Origin of the sequence: Bacillus cereus group sp. RP32 (assembly GCF_040459735.1) — a bacterium.
Classification (GTDB): Bacteria; Bacillota; Bacilli; order Bacillales; family Bacillaceae_G; genus Bacillus_A; species Bacillus_A wiedmannii.
In genome coordinates this window covers 3,445,796-3,467,152 of record NZ_JARVHO010000001.1, presented here as the reverse complement: position 1 = coordinate 3,467,152, position 21,357 = coordinate 3,445,796, and the positions used below count along the sequence as shown (strand labels likewise).

Below are 21,357 nucleotides of genomic sequence, written 5' to 3'. Positions count from 1 at the left end.
TAAAATGAGAACGGGGTGATGTATTATGGCGAAAATAACTTATATTAATAAACCAAATACAAAGGTGGATGGAAAGGGCGAGACTGTATAAGTTAGCGCACGATCCTTCCGCTTAGCTTAAACTAGGGAGGATATCAATTTGAATCAAAATATTTTAGAATCGTTCGGCTGGGATTCTTTTTTTGAGGAACAAGCTGTAGAGAACTTTGAAGTAGGGCGTATTTTACTTGAGCATAAGCATATATATCGAATTATTTGTAATGATGGTGAATATATGGCAGAGCTGTCTGGAAAGTTTCGACATGAAGCAGTAACGAAGGGAGATTATCCAGCGGTTGGTGATTGGGTGTATATAAAGAAAATAGAGAATGAAAAGAAAGCAATTATTCATCGTATTTTTCAAAGAAGAAGCTCTTTTTCTAGACAAGAGGCTGGTAATCGAACGGAAGAACAAGTAATAGCAGCAAATGTAGATTATCTATTTTTAGTAAATGCACTTAACCATGATTTTAACGTAAGAAGAATAGAACGTTATTTACTATTAGCGTATGAAAGTGGTGCAATGCCTGTTATTGTTTTAACAAAGAGTAGCTTATGTGAAGACGTGGAACAGAAAATTGTTGAAACGGAAGCTGTGGCAATTGGTGTTCCAATCTTCGTCGTTGATAGTTTAAAGCATACTGGTATTGAATCGTTGCAGCAATTTGTTTCTTCAGGAAAAACAATTGCTTTAGTCGGGTCATCGGGGGTTGGAAAATCCACTTTGTTAAATGCACTCATAGGACTTGAAGTAGCAAAAACGGGAGATATTCGTGAGGAAGATAGTAAAGGAAGGCATACGACAACTCATCGTGAATTGTTCCGATTACCGAGTGGTGGTTTAGTTATTGATACTCCGGGTATGAGGGAGCTGCAGCTTTGGGAAGGAAGCGATGCAATTCAAACAACATTTTCTGATATTGAAGAATTAGCAAAAACGTGCCGTTTTAGGGATTGTAAACATGAAAATGAGCCAGGGTGCGCAGTGCATAATGCAATTGATAACGGAATTATTACGATAAATCGTTTGCAAAGCTATAAAAAATTACAAAGAGAACTGGCGTATTTTATGAGAAAACAAGATGCTATTCTTGCGAGAGCAGAGCGTGATAAGTGGAAAAAGATTTCTAAACAGCATAAAAAAATATGAAAAGCCAAAGGGTAGTTCCCTTTGGCTTTTTTTGCATTTGTAAATTTTATAATAATATTATTCAAATATATAGACAAAGGGAATTTAATTGTTTAAACTTTACAAAGTATTCATCGTAATAGATTATGAAAATAATAATTTAGGGATGGGAAATGTTTACAACTCGCTAGATTTAACTTTTGAAATTGAAAAGCAGGAGGTTTGTAATGGGTAGACTATTAAATTGGTTTCGTGATATGAAAGTAGCAAAAAAGTTATTAATTTCATTTTTTGTAATTTTAATTGCGGCTGGCTCTATTATCGGAGGCATGTCTTATCAAACAGCTAAAAAGAATTTTGAATCACAAATTACGAGCAGTGCTCACGACAATATAAAAATACTGGATAATTTAATCAATCAAATGATTGATGCGAAATTTAATGACGTGAATAATTTTGCACGGGTGATTCAAGGTAATATGTATCAAGGGGATAATCAAGATGAATTAAGAAAAATGCTATCTCAATATATCAATTTGAATAAAGATGTTGAACAAGTATATGTTGCTGGGAATGATAAGAAATTTGTGCAAGAACCAAATATACAAATGGCAGCAGACTATAATCCAACAGATCGTTCTTGGTATAAAGATGCAGTGGCAAAACAAGGTGGTATTGTCATTACTGAGCCGTATAAGGCGAAAGGAAATGGACATATTGTCGTAACGATTGCAAAACAAGCAGAAGATAAAAACGGTGTTGTAGCAATAGATTTAAGTTTAGATAATTTATTAAAAACAACAAAGTTAATCAATATCGGTAAAAAGGGATATGCTTTCATTTTAGATGGAAAACAAAAAATAATTGCACATCCTCAAGAAAAATCAGGAGAAAAAGCAGCTGATTCTTGGGCGAAGAAAATTTATGAAGATAACCATGGTGCTTTTTCATATATGTATGATGGCAGCGAAAAACAAATGGTATTTGCTACAAATGTAAAAACAGGTTGGAAAATCGGTGGAACGATGTACTCAAATGAAATAATTGAAGCTGCGCAGCCTGTATTTTATAATATGTTAATTGTTATGTTTATTTCATTAGTTATAGGCGGAGCACTTATTTATTTTGTGACACTTTCTATAACGAAGCCATTAAAAAGATTAGTTGCCACTTCTAAAGAAATAAGTGAGGGAGATTTAACGCAAACAATCGAGATTCATTCTAATGATGAAATTGGCCAACTTGCAAAAGGATTCAATGAGATGACAGATGCATTGCGAACGTTAATTGGAAGAATTAATACGTCGGCTGGACATGTTGCAGCAGCATCAGAAGAGCTAACGGCAAGTGTAAGACAAGCGAGTGAAGCGACTGAGCAAATTACAATGGCAATGGATGAAATATCGAACGGGGCAACAACGCAAACAACGAGCGTAGAAAATGGTGCAATGTTATTATTTGATGTAACAGAAGGAATTCAGCATGTAGCAAATAGTTCATCATCAATTAGTACGGCTTCTGCTCATACTCGTGAAAAAGCAGAAGATGGCGGGAAACTAGTAGGAAAAACAGTAAATCAAATGCAGTCTATTGCAGAATCTGTTTCACAATCAGATGAAGTTATTCAGTTACTAAATAATAAATCAAAACAAATTGGTGACATACTAGAAGTCATTCAAAATATTGCAGATCAAACGAATCTTCTAGCTTTGAATGCGGCAATTGAAGCTGCAAGAGCAGGAGAGCACGGAAGAGGATTTGCAATCGTTGCAGATGAAGTACGTAAATTGGCGGAGAAGTCTAGCGTTTCATCTAATGAAATTAGTAAATTAATATGTGAAATACAAGATGACATGAGTAAGACGGTAAAATCTATGGGGCATGTAAATGAAGAGGTTCAATCTGGACTTGTTATTGCGAATGAAACGAAGCAAAACTTTACTGAGATTTTACAATCTACAAATGAAATTGCAGATCAAATTAAAACGATGGTTGAAACGGCTAATGGGATGTCAAAAGGTGCAAATGAAGTGTCTATTTCAGTAGGTCAAATTGCAATGACAGCACAGAACAATGCGACGAGTACTCAAAACGTTGCAGCATCAGCAGAAGAACAACTAGCGTCCATTGAGGAGATTAGTTCGGCGGCTGGTACATTATCTCAAATGGCTGAAGAGTTACAAGGGTTAATTGAAAGATTTAAAGTTTAACAGAGGACAGACTACTCCAATAGCAGTATGCTATTGGAGTAGTCTGTTTTTATTATGTAAAATGAAATGAGATTGAGAGTATCTTTATAATATTTAAAGGTATATTTTGTATGATATTTGTCGAAAAATAGAGGTATTTGTTTGCTTTGTGTATAATTATAATCGTATAAAATGCAAATAAAGGAGATTACTATGGGAGTTTATTGGGGTACCAAAAGACATTCTTGGCTTAGTTATGTCTCATTTTGGTTAAGTATTTCATTTTTTATTGTCTTTCTAATTGAAGTGTTTATTTTAAAAACACTTTCGAATAGTTCGGTGCAAATTGTTAAATATTTTTATTTTATACTTGTACCAGTAAACATCTTTCTTAGTTTAAAGTTACTCTTTAAGAAGAATGAAAAGAAAGCATTACCTATTTTTAGTTTCATCGTATCATTATTATTTACAATTTTAATACTAGTATTAGCGTTAGTAGCTACGGGGAAATTCTTTTAAGGGGAGTGATAAAAGTCACTCTTCTTTTTTGTTATTGTAAGGAAATACTAAGCGGAGGATGGACAAAGAGTGCATTTACTTATGTTTGATATGATTGGAAAGCGTTAGAAGCATATTAAGAAATATAATGAGAGACAATTCATATAATAATGAAGAGAATCAGGTGTTTTACATGCAATTATGAAGCAAATGAATACGGTAAAAACGACGATATATGGTACAATACATATGGATAGTGATAGAGATAAAGGGTATATAAAATACTCATCGTTTTTTAGTAAGAGAGGGGTTATCTTATGCTATACGAGGATTTGATGACATTATTTCAAGCAGCTCCGAAAGAAGAAGGTAGAGGCGGCTGGAAATATATAATCCAGGAACGAAATGATAAATATGAAATTGTTGATGAACTGTTGAAAAATCAAATGAGTGTTGAATTGTATTTTAATGAATATGATGAGGTGAAAATCACTTTATATAAAGATGGAATGCCTATTTCTACTATGCAAAGAATTGCGATTTCAAAAGTTGAATTAGACGAAGAGGAGGAAGGAATTCAATTCGTTTTAGAACGTATGCCTAGTCGGATGATTCGGTTGCAATTAAAGCCATATTTAGCACTCGAAATGGGGCCGTACTGGGAAGTATGCGATGATTGTGAATGAACATAAAAGAAGCATCCAATAACATGGATGCTTCTTTTATGTTTTTTGAAGTTGTTTAAAAGCAATAATTGGCAGTAAAATGATGCTGACCCATCCAATTATAGGATATAGAATGTGGAGTAATTCACTGTAACCAATGTAACTAAAGCAATAACTAATTAGTAAAATGAAGAAAATAATATTGTTACTTTTCCATCCGGTGATGGATTGCATTTGTTTTGTCATTCCGAACACATTACCAACTAAAGTTGTGAACACTTCACCGAAAATGATAAGAACAAAGAAAAAGTGAAAAGTTGCATTGAATTTTCTTATGACTTCAGCCATTGGGATATTATATTGATAAAATTGATCGACTGATAAAATAGCTAAATGGCTACATAATAAAATTAAAGAAAGTCCTGCACCGCCTAAAATACCGCCCCATAAAATGGCCTTTCGATCTTTTACTTCACTGGCTAACGGGACGAGAACGCTTTGGGCGAGAGAAAGATTTAAGGCGACATATGTAATAGGACTAGTAATCCACTTCATATTCCAGCTTTCTGCAGGAATAGTGTCACTAATAGGAGTTGTACCGTGAAAAAAAGTTGTAATAGCAAGTCCGATAATAAAAATCATCATAATAGGTACGACAAGTGTATTAACTTCAAAAACCCCTTGTAATCCGCGACTACCTATAATGAGACAGGCGATCAAAATAATGAAAATACCAAGTTGTCTTGGTAAACGAAGTTGCTCTTCAAATACCGCCCCAGCTCCTGATAACATAACGCTCGTTACACCAAATAATACGAGTAATAATAGTGTGTTTACAACATTGCCAACTACATCCCCAAATAAATATTTGTTAAATTCTTGCGCTGAAAATGCACCGATTTGTGATGAAAGTAACATCATCTTTGTGCCAAGCCAAATAAAAAAAAATCCACTTACACATATGCCAATTGTTCCATATAATCCGTTCACTGTAAAAAATTCAACAATTTCTCGTCCAGTAGCAAATCCAGCTCCAACGACTGTTCCAATATAAGTAGCAGCGACCTTCTTTGCTACTTGCCATTGTTGATTGTCCATGTTATCCCTCTTTCTACTACGATGAGCTTGATTTACTATTATGCATATGTATGAGCTTGGACAATTAGACGTATGAAGTGTTTGAAAACATACATGAATTAAAAGATATTAGGGAAGTATTAAAGGTGTTAAAACTTTGTTACATATGAGCCAATCGTTCGAAAGGATAGGAAATGTATGGTAACATGTAACTAGGTTATTAAAAGATAAACATTATGAAATGATAAGAGGAGTGGATTGTATGAGTACGAAAACAAATGTTGTTGAAGTATTAAACAAGCAGGTAGCAAACTGGAATGTGTTATATGTGAAACTACATAATTATCACTGGTATGTGACAGGACCACACTTCTTTACGTTACATGAGAAATTTGAAGAGTTTTACAATGAAGCTGGAACAAATATTGATGAATTAGCAGAACGTATTTTAGCGTTGGAAGGTAAACCGCTAGCGACAATGAAAGAATATCTTGCAACATCTAGTGTGAGTGAAGGGACAAGCAAGGAATCTGCAGAAGAAATGGTGCAAACATTAGTGAATGATTACTCTGCACTTATTCAAGAATTAAAAGAAGGTATGGAAGTTGCTGGCGAAGCTGGCGATGAAACATCAGCAGACATGTTGTTAGCGATTCATACAACATTAGAACAACATGTATGGATGCTAAGTGCGTTCTTAAAATAAATATAAGTATATAAAGAAAAAAGTCATTGAAAAATTCTTTCAATGGCTTTTTTTGTAATTTTCCAGTTTTCTTTTATGCTATAATATAGTAAAAAGGAGGCGATGCGATGTTTCGCTTTTTCAGAACTGGAAAAGAAGAGCGTGAAATTACGAAAGATGAATTAGAACAAGCGATGGCTAAGTTTCTAGAAAAGAATGCTAATATCGTTTATACAGTATTAGTAAATGATGATTATACAGTAAATTATGATTTGTTAAAGCCGTATTTACTTGCATTTCCAACAAATAGTTTTCTTATTACGAAGGAAACGCTTGAGGTATTTGAACATACAGAAGAAAATCTAAACCTAGTTAAAGAAATTGATATCGTACAAAAAGCAGTAGATCAATACGTAACAGAAAAAGAAATGTTTCCAATTGTTGAAGGTAGTGAAGATCGCCTTATATGCGGGATGAAATTAGGGCCGTATTTAAATCGTATATTAAAAAGAGACTTATATATTTCAGAAAAACACTATTTAGTTTCAAGTAAACCAGACAGAAAAAAACAAAAGAGTGGGTAGATGTATTGAAAACAACAATAAATATATTGTTGTCTTTTTTTGTTTAGTAAAATATTGATTTTTCTGTTTATTAAACTTTATACTAAACTTATTGGACGAAGAGAAATAAAGAAGCTATTGAATATATAGACGACAAAAATAATAAGTAGTAAAAAAGGGAGATGCATCATAATTGATGTATCTCCCTTTTGTCATTATAAATGAAAAGCATTTGCTAGTAAGCGATAAGAATTCAATTTATCTTCAAATCGATGAGTAATTGTGACAATCATAAATTCATCAGTATTGTACGCTTTGCTTAAGTTTACGATTTGTTCTTTCACAGAAGATGGATCACCGACGATCATACGTTGACGATTTTCTTTTATACGGAATAAATCATAAGCGCTGTATGAATAATTTTGTGCAGTTTCGATAGAAGGAGTACCAGTTGTACGCTTTCCTTGTTCTAGTAATAAGATTGATAAATCTAAACTAGAAGCAATTTTTTCCGCCTCTTCATTCGTTTCTCCGCAAATAACAAAAATAGAGACGATTGATTTTGGTTTATCTCCTAAATAAGAAGGTTGGAACTGTTCTTGATAAGCATTCATTACTTCAGGGCCACCGTATCCGTTAATGAACTGTGCGAATGCAAAAGAAGCACCTTGTTTTGCGGCAATCATTGCACTCTCTCCGCTAGAACCAAGCATCCACATCTCGGGAGATGTTGGAATGACAGGAGTAGCCTTTAAATTTGCATAATGATGGTTTTCTGGTACTTGATCATGTAAGTACATTGCAACATCTGCAATTTGTTCTGGGTATTGATCAAGTGAGACCATTTTGCCTTCTTGAAGTGCGCGAGTTGCAATTGGCATACCACCAGGTGCTCTGCCGACACCAAGATCAATACGATTTGGATAAAGCGCTTCTAAAACACGGAAATTCTCAGCAACTTTATATGGGCTATAGTGTGGCAACATAACACCACCTGAACCCACTCTCATACGATCTGTTTTTGCTGCAATATGTGAAATAAGTATTTCAGGACTTGAACCAGCAAGGCTGACAGAGTTGTGATGCTCCGATACCCAAAAGCGTGTATATCCGAGTTTTTCAACTTCTTGCGCAAGTGTAACTGTATGTGAAAAAGCTTGGGCTGCTGTACTACCATCTGAAATAGGTGATTGGTCTAATACGCTTAATTTGATCATAGAATATACCTCTCAATCTTAATGTACATCCTATTATATATTTACTTACGAAAAATGCGTAATAAAATGCTCAAAATAAAAAGTGGATAAATTCTATATTTACTTTTAACGAGAAAATCCTCGTTCATAATGATTCATTTCGGCTAAATTTAATATATATTCGTAGTTATCAATCTCAAGTTTTAGTTGTTCACGCTCTTTTTTAGATAGATGCTTACAACTAAGTTTGTTGCATAGTTGTTGTTTCTTTTCTTCTAAATACTTCTTTGTAGCGTGGTAGTCGTAAGTTTGTTTCATTTTTAACCACTCCTTCTTTGCTGTTGCTATATTATACGAAGCGTGAAGAGGTGTGAAAGCTAACTCTTATGTACTTTTAGTGAATATTCCTCTTTCTATGTTGTTATGTTTATAGGAATTTATGAATAAAATGCACTAAACCACTAATGCCCATTTTATCCCGCATTAACTGTCCATAAAAGCCCGATTGGTTCAACTAATAATCAGTGGGGGAAGAACCCCCACTGATTATAGTTTCACTTTATGAAGTAAGGGGTGGAATTGTGCAGAAAGATATAATGTATAACACTGACATGGATGAAACGTTAAAAGTTATAAATAAAGGGTTAAAGAAGACGACACGTTCGAAGCAAATTATAGTAGTAGGGGCCGGTATGGCTGGGTTGGTTTCGGCATCTTTATTAAAGGCTGCAGGACATGATGTGAAGATTTTTGAAGCAAACAACCGGGTAGGTGGCCGCATAGAGACGGTTAGAATGGAAGATACTGGATTATATTTAGATGTTGGGGCAATGAGAATTCCGTATTCGCACACATTAACGATGGCATATATAAGAAAATTTGGGCTACAGGTGAGCCCGTTTATTAATAGGAATGAGACTGATATCATTTTCGTAAATGGCCGGAAAACGACATTAAAACAATACGAAAAAGATCCAAGTATATTAAAGTATCCTGTAGAAATGAATGAGGTCGGGAAAACGTCTGAGGAGCTATTATTGCTAGCGGTACAGCCCATTATAAATTTTATAAAAAAGAACCCAGAGAAAAATTGGGATGTTGTAGTAAAGGATTTTGGGAGATACTCTACAGGACAATTTTTAAAGTATCATCCTTATCAATATAATACGTATTTCTCGCCAGTAACAATTGAGATGATCGGTGTTCTATTAGATTTAGAAGGTTTTTTGGAAAGGTCATTTGTAGAGACGTTGCGCTTTTTATATATTATGCAAGAGGAGAGTGGATTTTGTGAAATTGTAGGTGGGAATGATAAATTACCAAAGTCCTTTTTACCACAATTAGAAGAAAATATTATATATAACCAAAAATTAATGAAGCTAGATCAGCACGATAATGGTGTGACAGCTTTTTATCGAAACGAGCAAACTTTTGAGTATAGTAGTATTACAGGGGATTTAGTTATTATTACAATTCCATTTTCGACAATGCGCTTTGTGGAAGTAGATCCATTTAATTCTATATCTCATGAAAAATGGAAAGCAATTCGTGAATTGCATTATATGCCAGCGACAAAAATAGGAATTCAATTTAAAAGTCGATTTTGGGAAGAACAAGGACAATTAGGTGGCAGGATTATAACGGATTTGCCAATTCGTTATGCCTATTATCCAAGTCACGGAATTGGAGAAAAAGGACCTGCTATGATGTTAGGAAGCTATACATGGTCTTATGATGCGTTGTTATGGGATGGGTTATCAAAAGGTGATCGTATTTATTACACACTACAAAATTTAGCGACAATATTAGGCGATCAAGTATATGATGAGTTCATGTCTGGCATATCAAAAAGTTGGACATTGGATCCATATGCACTTGGAGGGTTTGCACTATTTCAGGCAGGGCAAGAATCTGAGCTACAACCAGCGATTATAAAACCAGAGGGGAGATTATACTTTGCAGGTGATCATACAACGTTATATCACGGATGGATACAAGGTGCAATTGAATCTGGAGTTCGTGTAGCGGTAGAGGTAAATGATTAAAATGTGTAAAATTCAGAAATTTCTTTACTGTATGATTTGAGACGGATATTATTATATATAAAAGAATTAAAAGGAGTGTTGAAAGTGAATCCGTTATTATTCGATTTTCCTTCTGAATTTTATACTGATAGGCTATTTATTCGAATGCCGAAACCGGGTGACGGTAAATCTGTATACGATGCAATTCAAGCTTCTATGAAAGAATTAAAACCTTGGATGGTTTTTGCACAAAAAGAGCAAACAGAGGAAGAAGTAGAAGTGAGCATTAGAAAATCGCATATTCAATTTTTACAGCGTGAGGATTTAAGATTACTAGTTTTTTCGAAAGAAACAGGTGAATTTATTGCATCAGCTGGATTGCATCGTATTAATTGGGATATACCTCAATTTGAAATTGGGTATTGGATTGATTCAAGGTTTAGTGGAAAGGGTTATATGGTAGAGGCTGCAAAGGGTATAACAGATTATGCTTTTTCTGAGCTGAAAGCAAATCGCGTAGAAATTCGATGTGATTCTTTAAATAAGAAGAGTAGAGCGATACCTGAGAAATTAGGATTTAAGTTAGAAGGTACATTGGAAAGTGCGAGTGTAGCGGTAGATGGAAATGGATTAAGGGATATGTGTGTATTTGCCATGACTAGAAATACATATGAAAAAGAAGAGCTGTAAAGAAACAGCTCTTCTTTTTGTGTATTATGGTACAGGATGTCCATTAGAGCTTTCGAAAATTGTAAACCATTGTTGACGATCTAAATTAACTTTTGTAGCAAGGGCGGCTGTTTTAACACGATCTAATTTACCAGATCCAACGATTGGCATCATGTTAGCTGGATGAGCAAGCAGCCATGCATACATAACTGTATCGATGCTAGTAACATCTAGTTCAGTAGCAACCTTCTGTAAAGTTTCACGTAAACGTACAGCACGTTCTGATTGGCCAGTAAAGATTTCTCCGCCAGCAAGAGGCGACCAAATCATAGGATTGATTCGCTTTTCTTGGCATAAATCAATTGTCCCTTTTTCGAAATGTTCAAGCTGCATCGCAGATACTTCAATTTGATTTGTAATGAGCGGGAAATCTAAATAAGAACTTAACATATTAAACTGTGAAGGTAAAAAGTTAGATACACCGAAGTGACGGACTTTTCCTTCTTGCTTTAAGCGTGAGAACGCTTCTGCTACTTCATTTGGATCCATAAATGGATCAGGGCGATGAATGAGCAGTACATCAATATAATCTGTATGTAAGTTTTGTAGTGAGTCTTCCGCGCTTTTTATTATATGTTCAGCACTCGTATTGTAGTGCGCAACATATCTCTCTGGAAATTTTGGTGATGGGGGAGCGATTCCACATTTTGTGATAATTTGCATGTCTTCGCGTAAGGAAGGCTTGAGTTGTAACGCTTCTCCAAATAATCCTTCACACGTATATCCGCCATAAATATCAGCATGATCGAAAGTAGTAATTCCCATATCCATACAAGCTTCCATAAAAGAAAGTAACTCTTGCTTTGGCATATTCCATTCTGCTAAACGCCAAAAACCTTGAATAATACGAGAAAATTCTAGTGTTTCGGCCATTTGAACTCGTTCCATTATAAGTACCTCCTTGATGAATGAATCATTTTTTGAAAAGGCTTTCTTGCTACATATTATTATATAGTTACAGTGTCGTACATACAATAAATATGTTTTGCTACAAAAACGATTTTCTCTATATGCTATAATGTAAAAACATATAGCTATAAGGAGATGTACGAAATGATTCCAGTAACAATATTAACTGGTTTTCTTGGATCAGGGAAAACGACATTATTAAATCGCATTTTATCAGAAAATCACGGTCATAAATTAGCAGTGATTGTAAATGAAATAGGACAAATTGGTATTGATAATCAGCTGATTATGAATGTCGAAGAAGAGATTATGGAGATGACGAATGGATGTTTATGTTGTACTGTACGTGAAGATTTACTAGTCGCTTTAAAACAATTACTGGACGTAAAAGCAGAAGGTAAAATGGAATTTGATGGATTAGTAATTGAAACGACTGGTCTTGCAAATCCAGGTCCGATTATTCAAACATTCTTTTTAGATCCTGTGATTCAATCTGCATACCAAATTAACGGCGTTGTAACAGTAGTAGATAGTTATCATATACATAAACATTTTGAAAAAGGACTAGAAGCAAAGGAACAAATTGCATTTGCTGATGTCGTTTTAGTAAATAAATTAGATTTAGTGGATGAAAGTGAAAAGGAAAATCTATTGCAGGAACTGCAAGGTATTAACCCAACTGCAAAGTTAATCGAGGCGACTAACTGTGATGTAGATATTCCATCGTTACTAGAAATTCAAACGTTTAAAACGAAAGATACGTTACAAATTTATCCTCATAAAGAGCATAATCATCTAGAAGGGGTAAAGTCGTTTGTACTACGCGAAGAGCGACCGTTAGATTTACAAAAACTAAATGAGTGGATGTCAGCTGTCGTTCAAGAGCTAGGGGAGTATTTATATCGCTACAAAGGAATTTTATCGATTGATGGAGTAGATAAACGTATCGTTTTCCAAGGTGTGCATACACTGTTTGCTGCATCATATGATAGAGAGTGGCAAGAGGGCGAAGAACGAATAAGTGAAGTTGTGTTTATCGGAAAAGATATTAATAAAGAATGGTTCCAAGAACATTTCGGGGAGTGTGTGAAATAAGTCTGCATATATTGCAGGCTTATTTTTTTAACTTAACTAAGTATTTTGTAGAAAAATGCTAGATTGCAAAAAACGAAGGATAATAAAAAGCCTGTTTTCACAGGCTTGTATGTTCATCTAATAGTAACTCCATTACAACACCTACAACTGGACCTTCGTCATCAATATCACCATTTAAACGGAAACCAAATGACTCGTATAATCCCATTGCGAGTTTGTTGTCTGGATGTAAACTTAAATAAATTATTTTACATTCAAATTTATCTTGTAAGAATTGAATGAGTATGCGAAGGAAACGTTTTGCGTATCCTTTTCCTTGATATTGCTCGTCAATCATAAAGCGATCTAACCACACACTTTTACGTTTTTTCCAATACCATCCATACATTGCGTATCCTACAAGTGTTTCTCCATCATATAAACCTACTGACGTTCCGTTTCCCTCATATAATGATTCTGCTAGAGAAAACGCATTGCTTTCAATAAATTGCTGCTGGTCTTTTGCAACGTTTAAAGCAGCTACCGAACGCCAATTTTTTGCTGTAACTTCACAAATGTGAAGAGTCATAATTCCAACTCACCTTCTAAATTAATATAGCTTAAAAGCTAATATGGATAATTTTACTTGTTATTTTGGTCAAGTCAAGTAAGAACAAATAAAAAAGAAGCTGAATGACATATTCAGCTTCTTTTAAAAATTTGATTAGTTAGTAGCTTCTTTTAATGTATTTACGTTTTCTTCCATTAAAGTGAAGTAATCTTTATTGCTCCTCGCATCATCTTCAGAAATAGTAGCAAGATGATTTAAGCGTAAAATTTTTGTACCCGTCTCTTTTTGAATTACGGACGCTACCTTTGGTGTAGAGAATGTTTCAAATAAAATATATTGTAGATTATGTTCTTTTACTGTTTTTGTAATGTCAGCAAGCTGTTTTTGAGATGGTTCATTAGAAGCTGAAATACCAGCGATAGCAATTTGTTTCAGGCCATAGCGTTGTTCCCAGTATCCATAAGCCGCATGAGAAACTAAAATATCTTTCGTTTTTGCATTCGCAACAGCTGCTTTAAATTGATCATCTAAATCAGTAAATTTTGTTTGCAGTGCTGCGAAATTTTTTTCGAACTCTTGTTTATGATCAGGCTGTAATTCTACAAGTGCATTTTTAATTTTTTCTGCCTGTTTCATTGCTAGAGTAGGGTCTAACCAAATGTGTGGGTCTTTATCGTGATGATGTTCATCCTCTTTGTGGCCGTCTCCGTGATCATGATGCTCTTCTTCAGTAGAAGTACGCAGTTCAATACCTTTTGATGCATTTACAATTTTAACATTTTCTTTTTGTAATGCTTTTTCCATTTTTTCAGCAAATGGTTCTAATTCAGCGCCGTTATAAACGAATAAATCGGCTTTTGCAACTTGTACTGTTTGTTTTTGACTTGGTTCAAATGTATGTGAATCTGCACCAGGTGGGTAAATCGCTTCAACAGTTACATAGTCGCCACCAATTTTTTTTGCAAAATCTGCAAGAGGAAAAATAGTAGTATAAACAGTTAGCTTTCCGTCTTTCTTGGCATTACCTTCTTTTTTATTTGAGCAGCCAGTAAAAATTAAAGTGAAAATAAGTAAGAATGAAAATATAGTCAATCTTTTAGGCATGAAGTTCTCCTCTTTTCTTTTTTTACGGATATATTTTCCCCAATTATAGAAGAAAAATATCATTTTAATACAAAACGGAATAATTACGTTTTAGTTTGCGAACTTAGTATAATACATCTTTTATAAAGTTGCAATAAATAATAATCATTCCGATTTGTTTTTGTTATAAAGTTGTCAAATTTGGATGTATTATTTTTAGGAATGCATGCATATGTGACAACGCTACGTTCATATATTTGAAAGGAGGGTGTAGAGGGGGATGAGTGTTTGGGTTACTTAATGGAAGCTATTTTATTGATATTAGCGGTAGTATTACCATTAGCATTAGTCTTAATTTTTTTAAGAAGATTAATAAGTAATTTAGGAGATGCATCAATAGTAACAAAATTGCGAGAGAAAGATGAGAAAAAAGAGTGAGTAAAGCACTATGCGTACGCATAGTGCTTTACTTGTGGTAAAATGAGAGCAGGAAACTCCTAAAAGTTGTATTTTACTGAAGGAGAGAAAAGTAAAATAAGAGGTATATGCATATATGAATAAGCGAACAGCGTTAGTACTTGGTGCAAGTGGTTTAGTTGGACAAGAGATAACGCGTCTATTACTTGAATCAGATTACTACGATTCGGTTACTATTTTTGTAAGGGAACCAATGCAATGGCAACATGAAAAGTTACAGCAAAAGCAAATAGATTTTTCGATGTTAGAGGAATATAAAGAGTTTTTTGCTGTAGATGACGTATTTAGTTGTCTAGGAACAACAATCAAAAAAGCAAAAACAAAGGCAAATTTCAAAAAGGTAGATTATGAATATACGTTACGAGCTGCTTGTTTAGCTGAAAAACAAGGGGTACAAAATTTCCTTGTTGTGTCTTCAATGGGAGCAAAACCTAAATCGTTTTTCTTTTATTCGCAAGTTAAAGGGAGAATGGAAGAGGAATTACAAAAGTTAGTCATTGGTGGTATTCACATTTTTAGGCCATCTTTATTAGTAGGAAATCGACAAGAATTTCGTTTCGGTGAACGAATGGCTGAAAAGTTATCTCGTATCATTCCTTTTATATTTAAAGGGGCTTTCAAAAAGTATAAACCAATTTCAGCGAAAGATGTGGCGAAAGGGATGTATATAACTGCATTGAGAGAAGAAACGGGTATTTATATTTATAACTCAAATGAAATTACAACGATAGAATAAAAAACGTGAAAAATGGCATGTATTAAAAATCAAGTTTGAATCTTGAATGAATAGTAAATACATGTAGTTTAGCAATTATAAGAAAGTAAAAAAGGAGTGGGAAGCCCACTCCTTTTTTACGATAATTTATTATGCAAATCGCATTCTTATCCCGCTATTTGTGGACAGCAAAAACCCCGCGGATTAAAGTTTCACTTTATACGTCTCCAACTCTAGTACGACAAGTGACCTCGTTTATTGCAATGCTATTTTTAGAGTCGTATTATACTAACGGATGATTTCGTCTTATAAGAATGTTTCACTTCATTTGAAAATATACTACTATCATATATCCATTGTTTGTAATGCCAATAAATCAAATAGAATATACTTTCTATTTGGAAATAATCTGTTTTTATATCTGTTTGAGTAAAATCTGAAGGGAATTGGGTTCCGAAGATATAAAAGTCCTATATGTACTACTCCGTATTTTTTGGAGATTTGCAAAAGGAGGATATACGAATGAGTAAAAAAGAAATGTTGCAAAATGGAATTAAGCAAGTGTTTTACGAAGAAGAATGGTATCCACCTTTATCAGACGCGTTAAAGCACCTTACTGCTGCACAAGCATGTTGGCAACCAGAAGGAGAGGCTAGTAATACGATTTGGGAAAATGTAAACCATTTACTTATCTTTAAAGAACGCTTACTTGCCCGCTTGCATCAAGATGAAACATTTGTGGCGCCACAAAATAATGATGAAACGTTTGTCCAAGGTGGACGTAATGATGAGAGGGATTGGCAACAAACAGTGTTGCGAACAATTCAAGTGCATGATGCCTTACAATCTGCATTAATATCCCTTCAAGAAGCAGAACTAAATCAATTAACTCCTTCTCTACCAATTTGGCAACAATATATGAACATCCTTTTGCACGATGCTTATCATACCGGGCAAATTGTGCAACTTCGCAAGCTTCAAGGTTCATGGCCAGCGCATCGTTCTTATTTGTAAATGATACTTAAAATTGTTGGAGTTATAAACGAAACAAACGAATTAATATGTAGAATACTACTATATGAAAAAACAATTTCTCGCTTAATCTGAGGAATTGTTTTTTTTCGTAATCATGATTGTGGAATTCGATTTTTAACCCTGTCACATATTCAGAAAGGGAGATAAATACATAAAAAAATAGGTGTATCAAGCAAAATGTTGATCCACCTTAAAACGATATTATGAAATAACATACGTTATCTTATAGTATACTTTTTATTCCTCTAGATTCAGTAGTACATATTATTCTCGGTTTTATTTATTCGTATGGAGTTTCCCCGGTGCTCGTTTGTATTGATACGGTTCTTCTAACTCAAAACTAAGTTCATTGGCGGCTATTCTTGGGAAGTAAGGATTGCGAAGTAACTCGCGTCCGATAAAAATTAAATCTGCTTCGTTATTATTTAAAATTTGTTCTGCCTGTGCTCCAGTCGTAATCAAACCAACAGCCCCAGTTGCAATGTTAGCATGTTCTTTAATATGTTTAGCATATTGCACTTGATACCCGGGATATACATCGATGTGTGCCGGAACAACAGCTCCAGAACTACAATCAATTAAATCTACTCCTTGTTCTTTCATCCAGTTTGTATATGGAACGTAATCTTGAACCGTTAAACCGTCTGGATGATAATCGTTTGCTGAAATACGAACAAATAACGGTCCATTCCAAACTTCATTTATTGAGTCAATGATTTCACGTAAAAAACGATAGCAATTTTCAGGTGAACCTCCATATTCATCAGTCCGTTTATTAGAAAGTGGAGAAAGAAATTCATTAATAAGATAACCGTGAGCGCCGTGTATTTCAATAACGTCAAATCCAGCTTGGTTGGATCGTATTGCAGCCTCTTTAAAAGCTAATATGGTCTTTTTTATTTGCTGTATACTCATTTCTACTGGGATTTTCATAGTTTCATTAAACGGAATTGCGGATGGAGCGAGAGCATCCGTTTCTAATTCAGCTTTTCTTCCGGCGTGAGCAAGTTGAATGGCGGCTTTTGCGCCGTTATCATGTATAAAAGTTGTCGTTTTATGTAAGCCTTCAATTAGGCTATCATTCCATATACCTAGGTCTTTATTAGAAATTCTTCCTTCAGGTAACACGGCTGTTGCTTCGATCATAACTAAACCAACTTGACCAGCAGCTCTTGTTCCGTAATGAACGTGATGGAAATTAGTTACTTGGCCATCCTCGTTTTCTGATGAATACATACACATAGGCGACATAACGATACGATTTTTTAGTGTAACGTTCTTAATTGTATAAGGTGAAAAAAGCTTGGAATTCATCAAATAGCCTCCTTGATTGAATTTTCTTATATTTTACCATTCTCTTTTTTGTTTCTCTAATAAAACGCTTATACGAAAAATTTTGTTTATTCGTGTTACAATGACTAATATGAACTGAATTGGAGGATGACATATGTACCAGGCTTATTATGAAAGCGAAGTAGGTTTGCTAGAAATTACAGCAAATCAAGAAGGAATTACGTCTGTTATATTTGTTGATGAACGACAAGAAGAACATAAAAATGAAATGATAGAACAATGTATAAATGAGTTAGATGAATATTTTAAAGGGAAAAGAAAAGAGTTTACGGTCCCGCTGTCTGCGGAGGGCACATCATTTCAAAAAAATGTATGGGATGCACTTTATACTATTCCGTACGGCGTAAGTGCTTCATATTTAGATATTGCAGAGAAGGTCGGAAATACGAAAGCGGTACGAGCAATAGGAGGAGCAAATAGTCGGAATCCAATTTCAATAATCGTTCCATGTCACCGTGTAATAGGAAAGAGCGGGAAGCTTGTTGGGTATGCGGGCGGTTTATGGAGGAAAGAGTGGTTATTAAAACACGAAGGTATTTTGAAATGACGTATGGATGGGAAGAGGGATTGTTTTGAAATGTATAAATTGTGGGCGACCTTGCGAGGAGGAACAGTTAAATTGTGCAAGTTGTCAGCGAAACTTGGATAATGAACAAGATGAAGGTAGCTCGTTAATAGATAAAGAACTAGAAGTATATGTAGGGAGACGATATCCGTATTACAAAAGGAAATGGGAGCTTGAGAATAAGCGGATTGCTAGGTGGAGCTGGAATGGTTGGGCTGCTATTTTTAATATAGGCTGGCTAGGATATCGTAAGTATTATGTGCCAGCTGCTTTATTTATGTTGTTATTAGTAGCGTGTGATGCATTTTCGTATTATATGGGATTTAATGTAGCGTTGCCAATCATTAATATGGTGCCTCTTACGTTTTTATTACTCATTTTTATTCTGTTTGGAATGGGGATTTTTGCAAATGGATTATACTATCAATTTGCGGAAAGACGTATATACCGAATAAAAGCAAGAGAAATAAAAGATAAATCAGTTGAAAACTATCTTATCCATGATAGCGGCGGAACGAGCAAAATGGGAGCGACAATTGTTACTATTTTAGCAGTTGCTAGCATATTTTTTAGTCATTTCTTTTTTCCGACTGATCGAGACGTTATTCAAAAGGTTCGTACAAGCTCGCTTTATGAATATCCTTTCTTTTCTATAGGTGAATCTTTCGAAAATTATTTTCAAAATTCAGGTTGGATATATTATCGTGGAACGGAAGGGTTAGAATTAGTAGAATTCCAAGGATATAACGCTGGAACGCCGAGGCAAAAGGTGGCGATTCAATTTGTTGTCGATTATAAATTGGGTGAAGTGGAACCATACTCACTTACGGTTAACGGTGAATCTAAAAATGAAGAAGAGTTTTTGAAGATGATGGAAGAAATATTTAAGGTCCAAAATCCATTTGATATAGAGGATGGATTACAAGTAAATGCTATTCAACAAAGCGGCTGGAAAGAAATTTCTGACCGCTTTTTTCTATGTTTGTTAAAATAAATATTTAAAATAATCAGAATCTTTTGTATAATGAAATATATTATATAGGATTTAACTTATACATATAGATTGGGGGAAGGAAGAATGAAGAGAAAGACAACAACAATTGCTGCACTTGCGTTAACGACGAGTGTATTGGTTGCAGGATGTGGGAATGGTGAGAAGGCTTCGACAACGAAGAAAGAATCGAATAAGGGAGCAGCAGATAAGCAAGTATTAAACTTACTAGAAACAGCAGAAATCCCTTCAATGGATACGTCAAAATCAACAGACTCTGTATCATTCCGTGCCTTTGTAAATGCAATGGAAGGGTTATATCGTTTAGATAAGGATAATAAACCAACACCAGGCATGGCAAAAGATGTGAAGATTAGTGAAGATAAAAAGACATATACATTTGAATTACGTGATGCGAAATGGTCAAATGGTGATCCAGTTCGAGCACAAGATTTTGTATATGCATGGCAACGTACATTAGATAAAGCAATAGCGGCAGAATATGCATTTATTTTATTTGATGTGAAAAATGCACAGAAAGTAAATAAAGGAGAATTACCATCAGATCAATTGGGTGTTAAAGCGAAGGATGATAAAACGTTAGTAGTAGAATTAGAGCAACCAGCACCTTATTTTCTTGAACTTACGTCATTCCCTACATTTTTCCCATTAAATGAAAAATATGTGAAAGAGCAAGGGGATAAATATGCATTAGAAGCAGATAAACTATTATACAATGGACCATTTACGATGAGTGAATGGAAACATGAAAGAAGTTATCAGTTAAAGAAAAACCCTAATTATTGGGATAAAGATATTGTGAAGTTAGAAGAAATTAATGTAAATATTGTGAAGGAAACGAGCACGGGAGTAAATTTATATGATAGTGATCAAGCGGACCGTGTTATTTTAAGTTCTGAATTTGTTGATAAATATAAAAAGAATAAGCCAGATGAATTTAAAACGAAGTTAGATCCACGTATGTATTTCTTGCGCTTTAACCAAAAAAATGCAATATTTAAAAACCAAAAAGTTCGTGAAGCGATTGATCTGGCATATGATAAAAAAGGAATTGCAAATATTATTTTAAATGACGGATCATTACCAGCATATTTCTTAGTACCTGAAAAATTTACGACAGGACCAGATGGGAAAGATTTCCGTTCTGTAAATAAAAATTTCCGTGATAGTAAAGACAATGCAGAAAAAGCAAAAAAACTATGGGAAGAAGCGAAGAAAGAACTTGGCCAAGATACAATTACAGTAGAATTTCTAAATGATGATAACGGTAGCCGTAAAAAAGTGGGCGACTTTATTAAAGAAGAATTAGAGAAGAATTTACCTGGTATTAAAGTGAATTTGAAACAACAACCATATAAGCAGAAGTTAGAGTTAGAAAAGAAATTTGAATATGAATTCTCATTATCAGCATGGAGTCCGGACTATCCAGATCCAATGACTTATATTGATATGTTTGTTACTGGAAGTTCATTTAATGAAATGGATTATTCTAACCCGAAGTATGATGATTTAGTAGCGAAATCAAAAGGAGAGCTATTAAAAGATGATAAAGCACGCTGGAATGCCCTTGCAGAAGCTGAAAAAATCTTAATTGGTCAAGATGCTGCCATTTCTCCTACGTACCAACAAAGTACGGCTTACTTAGAGAAACCATACGTAAAAGGTATTGCGAATCATACGTTTGGTGGGGACTTCAGTTATAAATGGGCATATATTACAAAGAAATAGTATAATAAAAGATGAGTGAATTTTCGCTCATCTTTTCGTTT

General features: G+C 34.4%; 22 protein-coding genes. 15 read left to right on the top strand and 7 right to left on the bottom strand.

Going from position 1 to position 21,357, the window contains the following annotated elements; all coding sequences use genetic code 11:
• Window positions 1-139 precede the first annotated feature (139 nt).
• From rsgA to QCI46_RS17830, 4 genes are all read left to right on the top strand, one after another.
• Complete coding sequence (gene rsgA / locus QCI46_RS17845) at window positions 140-1,189, top strand: ribosome small subunit-dependent GTPase A (RefSeq protein WP_001073065.1); 1,050 nt, start codon at window positions 140-142, stop codon at window positions 1,187-1,189.
• A 206-nt stretch (window positions 1,190-1,395) separates the two neighbouring features.
• Window positions 1,396-3,378 (top strand): HAMP domain-containing methyl-accepting chemotaxis protein, encoded by a 1,983-nt coding sequence (locus QCI46_RS17840; RefSeq protein WP_353841027.1) that lies wholly within the window; start codon window positions 1,396-1,398, stop codon window positions 3,376-3,378.
• 192 nt (window positions 3,379-3,570) lie between these two features.
• Window positions 3,571-3,876, top strand: coding sequence for a hypothetical protein (locus tag QCI46_RS17835; RefSeq protein ID WP_000539573.1), 306 nt, complete (start codon window positions 3,571-3,573; stop codon window positions 3,874-3,876).
• 296 nt (window positions 3,877-4,172) lie between these two features.
• Window positions 4,173-4,541, top strand: a complete 369-nt coding sequence (locus QCI46_RS17830) for a DUF3979 family protein (RefSeq protein WP_000965083.1) — start codon at window positions 4,173-4,175, stop codon at window positions 4,539-4,541.
• A 36-nt stretch (window positions 4,542-4,577) separates the two neighbouring features.
• Here QCI46_RS17830 and QCI46_RS17825 read toward each other — a convergent pair whose 3' ends face one another.
• Window positions 4,578-5,618, bottom strand: a complete 1,041-nt coding sequence (locus QCI46_RS17825; protein ID WP_048543161.1) for a YkvI family membrane protein — start codon at window positions 5,616-5,618, stop codon at window positions 4,578-4,580.
• A gap of 241 nt (window positions 5,619-5,859) precedes the next feature.
• Here QCI46_RS17825 and QCI46_RS17820 point away from each other — a divergent pair, with 241 nt between their 5' ends.
• Window positions 5,860-6,303 (top strand): Dps family protein, encoded by a 444-nt coding sequence (locus tag QCI46_RS17820; RefSeq protein WP_000105195.1) that lies wholly within the window; start codon window positions 5,860-5,862, stop codon window positions 6,301-6,303.
• Window positions 6,304-6,410: 107 nt separating this feature from the next.
• Window positions 6,411-6,866 carry a DUF3939 domain-containing protein gene (locus tag QCI46_RS17815; RefSeq protein ID WP_048543159.1) on the top strand — a complete coding sequence of 152 codons (456 nt, stop codon included), beginning with the start codon at window positions 6,411-6,413 and terminating at the stop codon, window positions 6,864-6,866.
• A gap of 194 nt (window positions 6,867-7,060) precedes the next feature.
• On the opposite strand, the gene QCI46_RS17810 is transcribed toward QCI46_RS17815, so the two are convergent.
• Together QCI46_RS17810 and QCI46_RS17805 are read right to left on the bottom strand one after the other, a co-directional pair.
• Window positions 7,061-8,062, bottom strand: coding sequence for an LLM class flavin-dependent oxidoreductase (locus QCI46_RS17810; RefSeq protein WP_048543155.1), 1,002 nt, complete (start codon window positions 8,060-8,062; stop codon window positions 7,061-7,063).
• A gap of 105 nt (window positions 8,063-8,167) precedes the next feature.
• Window positions 8,168-8,359, bottom strand: a complete 192-nt coding sequence (locus QCI46_RS17805; RefSeq protein WP_048543153.1) for a DUF3896 family protein — start codon at window positions 8,357-8,359, stop codon at window positions 8,168-8,170.
• A gap of 263 nt (window positions 8,360-8,622) precedes the next feature.
• Here QCI46_RS17805 and QCI46_RS17800 point away from each other — a divergent pair, with 263 nt between their 5' ends.
• The gene (locus QCI46_RS17800; RefSeq protein WP_327988927.1) at window positions 8,623-10,086 is read left to right on the top strand and encodes a flavin monoamine oxidase family protein; all 1,464 of its coding nucleotides are present in this window, start codon (window positions 8,623-8,625) and stop codon (window positions 10,084-10,086) included.
• A gap of 84 nt (window positions 10,087-10,170) precedes the next feature.
• Window positions 10,171-10,755, top strand: coding sequence for a GNAT family N-acetyltransferase (locus tag QCI46_RS17795; RefSeq protein ID WP_048543150.1), 585 nt, complete (start codon window positions 10,171-10,173; stop codon window positions 10,753-10,755).
• A gap of 24 nt (window positions 10,756-10,779) precedes the next feature.
• On the opposite strand, the gene QCI46_RS17790 is transcribed toward QCI46_RS17795, so the two are convergent.
• On the bottom strand, window positions 10,780-11,682 hold the full coding sequence (locus QCI46_RS17790; protein ID WP_088063104.1) for an aldo/keto reductase: 903 nt from the start codon (window positions 11,680-11,682) through the stop codon (window positions 10,780-10,782).
• Window positions 11,683-11,847: 165 nt separating this feature from the next.
• Here QCI46_RS17790 and QCI46_RS17785 point away from each other — a divergent pair, with 165 nt between their 5' ends.
• Window positions 11,848-12,798, top strand: coding sequence for a CobW family GTP-binding protein (locus QCI46_RS17785; protein ID WP_353841026.1), 951 nt, complete (start codon window positions 11,848-11,850; stop codon window positions 12,796-12,798).
• Window positions 12,799-12,895: 97 nt separating this feature from the next.
• Here the strand turns inward: QCI46_RS17785 and QCI46_RS17780 are convergent, their stop codons facing one another.
• Both QCI46_RS17780 and QCI46_RS17775 read right to left on the bottom strand, forming a co-directional pair.
• Complete coding sequence (locus QCI46_RS17780) at window positions 12,896-13,366, bottom strand: GNAT family N-acetyltransferase (protein ID WP_327988925.1); 471 nt, start codon at window positions 13,364-13,366, stop codon at window positions 12,896-12,898.
• Between the two features lie 135 nt (window positions 13,367-13,501).
• Window positions 13,502-14,452: a metal ABC transporter substrate-binding protein gene (locus QCI46_RS17775; protein WP_327960106.1), complete on the bottom strand. Its 951-nt coding sequence runs from the start codon at window positions 14,450-14,452 to the stop codon at window positions 13,502-13,504.
• Between the two features lie 267 nt (window positions 14,453-14,719).
• Between QCI46_RS17775 and QCI46_RS17770 the strand changes: the two genes are divergently transcribed.
• From QCI46_RS17770 to QCI46_RS17760, 3 genes are all read left to right on the top strand, one after another.
• On the top strand, window positions 14,720-14,869 hold the full coding sequence (locus QCI46_RS17770; RefSeq protein WP_353841025.1) for a hypothetical protein: 150 nt from the start codon (window positions 14,720-14,722) through the stop codon (window positions 14,867-14,869).
• A 115-nt stretch (window positions 14,870-14,984) separates the two neighbouring features.
• On the top strand, window positions 14,985-15,644 hold the full coding sequence (locus QCI46_RS17765; protein ID WP_048559679.1) for an oxidoreductase: 660 nt from the start codon (window positions 14,985-14,987) through the stop codon (window positions 15,642-15,644).
• A 501-nt stretch (window positions 15,645-16,145) separates the two neighbouring features.
• Complete coding sequence (locus QCI46_RS17760; protein WP_098115773.1) at window positions 16,146-16,637, top strand: DinB family protein; 492 nt, start codon at window positions 16,146-16,148, stop codon at window positions 16,635-16,637.
• A 297-nt stretch (window positions 16,638-16,934) separates the two neighbouring features.
• Here QCI46_RS17760 and namA read toward each other — a convergent pair whose 3' ends face one another.
• The gene (gene namA / locus QCI46_RS17755) at window positions 16,935-17,972 is read right to left on the bottom strand and encodes an NADPH dehydrogenase NamA (protein WP_353841024.1); all 1,038 of its coding nucleotides are present in this window, start codon (window positions 17,970-17,972) and stop codon (window positions 16,935-16,937) included.
• Window positions 17,973-18,105: 133 nt separating this feature from the next.
• On the opposite strand from namA, the gene QCI46_RS17750 reads away from it, so the two are divergent.
• The 3 genes from QCI46_RS17750 to QCI46_RS17740 all read left to right on the top strand — a co-directional run bounded on the left by QCI46_RS17750 (window position 18,106) and on the right by QCI46_RS17740 (window position 21,316).
• Complete coding sequence (locus QCI46_RS17750; RefSeq protein WP_327960101.1) at window positions 18,106-18,558, top strand: methylated-DNA--[protein]-cysteine S-methyltransferase; 453 nt, start codon at window positions 18,106-18,108, stop codon at window positions 18,556-18,558.
• Window positions 18,559-18,565: 7 nt separating this feature from the next.
• Window positions 18,566-19,570: a DUF2628 domain-containing protein gene (locus tag QCI46_RS17745; protein WP_483299020.1), complete on the top strand. Its 1,005-nt coding sequence runs from the start codon at window positions 18,566-18,568 to the stop codon at window positions 19,568-19,570.
• 84 nt (window positions 19,571-19,654) lie between these two features.
• A complete protein-coding gene (locus QCI46_RS17740) occupies window positions 19,655-21,316 on the top strand; it encodes a peptide ABC transporter substrate-binding protein (protein ID WP_353841022.1) in 1,662 nt (553 codons plus the stop codon).
• Window positions 21,317-21,357 lie beyond the last annotated feature (41 nt).

Bases quoted from the DNA above. Each gene is read 5' to 3' on its own strand.
- QCI46_RS17760 (WP_098115773.1), top strand. From the start codon at position 16,146: ATGAGTAAAAAAGAAATGTTGCAAAATGGAATTAAGCAAGTGTTTTAC.
- QCI46_RS17835 (WP_000539573.1), top strand. From the start codon at position 3,571: ATGGGAGTTTATTGGGGTACCAAAAGACATTCTTGGCTTAGTTATGTC.
- QCI46_RS17790 (WP_088063104.1), bottom strand. From the start codon at position 11,682: ATGGAACGAGTTCAAATGGCCGAAACACTAGAATTTTCTCGTATTATT.
- QCI46_RS17765 (WP_048559679.1), top strand. From the start codon at position 14,985: ATGAATAAGCGAACAGCGTTAGTACTTGGTGCAAGTGGTTTAGTTGGA.
- QCI46_RS17740 (WP_353841022.1), top strand. From the start codon at position 19,655: ATGAAGAGAAAGACAACAACAATTGCTGCACTTGCGTTAACGACGAGT.
- QCI46_RS17840 (WP_353841027.1), top strand. From the start codon at position 1,396: ATGGGTAGACTATTAAATTGGTTTCGTGATATGAAAGTAGCAAAAAAG.
- QCI46_RS17775 (WP_327960106.1), bottom strand. From the start codon at position 14,452: ATGCCTAAAAGATTGACTATATTTTCATTCTTACTTATTTTCACTTTA.
- QCI46_RS17815 (WP_048543159.1), top strand. From the start codon at position 6,411: ATGTTTCGCTTTTTCAGAACTGGAAAAGAAGAGCGTGAAATTACGAAA.
- QCI46_RS17745 (WP_483299020.1), top strand. From the start codon at position 18,566: ATGGGAAGAGGGATTGTTTTGAAATGTATAAATTGTGGGCGACCTTGC.
- QCI46_RS17750 (WP_327960101.1), top strand. From the start codon at position 18,106: ATGTACCAGGCTTATTATGAAAGCGAAGTAGGTTTGCTAGAAATTACA.
- namA (WP_353841024.1), bottom strand. From the start codon at position 17,972: ATGAATTCCAAGCTTTTTTCACCTTATACAATTAAGAACGTTACACTA.
- QCI46_RS17820 (WP_000105195.1), top strand. From the start codon at position 5,860: ATGAGTACGAAAACAAATGTTGTTGAAGTATTAAACAAGCAGGTAGCA.
- QCI46_RS17825 (WP_048543161.1), bottom strand. From the start codon at position 5,618: ATGGACAATCAACAATGGCAAGTAGCAAAGAAGGTCGCTGCTACTTAT.
- QCI46_RS17830 (WP_000965083.1), top strand. From the start codon at position 4,173: ATGCTATACGAGGATTTGATGACATTATTTCAAGCAGCTCCGAAAGAA.
- QCI46_RS17785 (WP_353841026.1), top strand. From the start codon at position 11,848: ATGATTCCAGTAACAATATTAACTGGTTTTCTTGGATCAGGGAAAACG.
- QCI46_RS17810 (WP_048543155.1), bottom strand. From the start codon at position 8,062: ATGATCAAATTAAGCGTATTAGACCAATCACCTATTTCAGATGGTAGT.
- QCI46_RS17780 (WP_327988925.1), bottom strand. From the start codon at position 13,366: ATGACTCTTCACATTTGTGAAGTTACAGCAAAAAATTGGCGTTCGGTA.
- QCI46_RS17805 (WP_048543153.1), bottom strand. From the start codon at position 8,359: ATGAAACAAACTTACGACTACCACGCTACAAAGAAGTATTTAGAAGAA.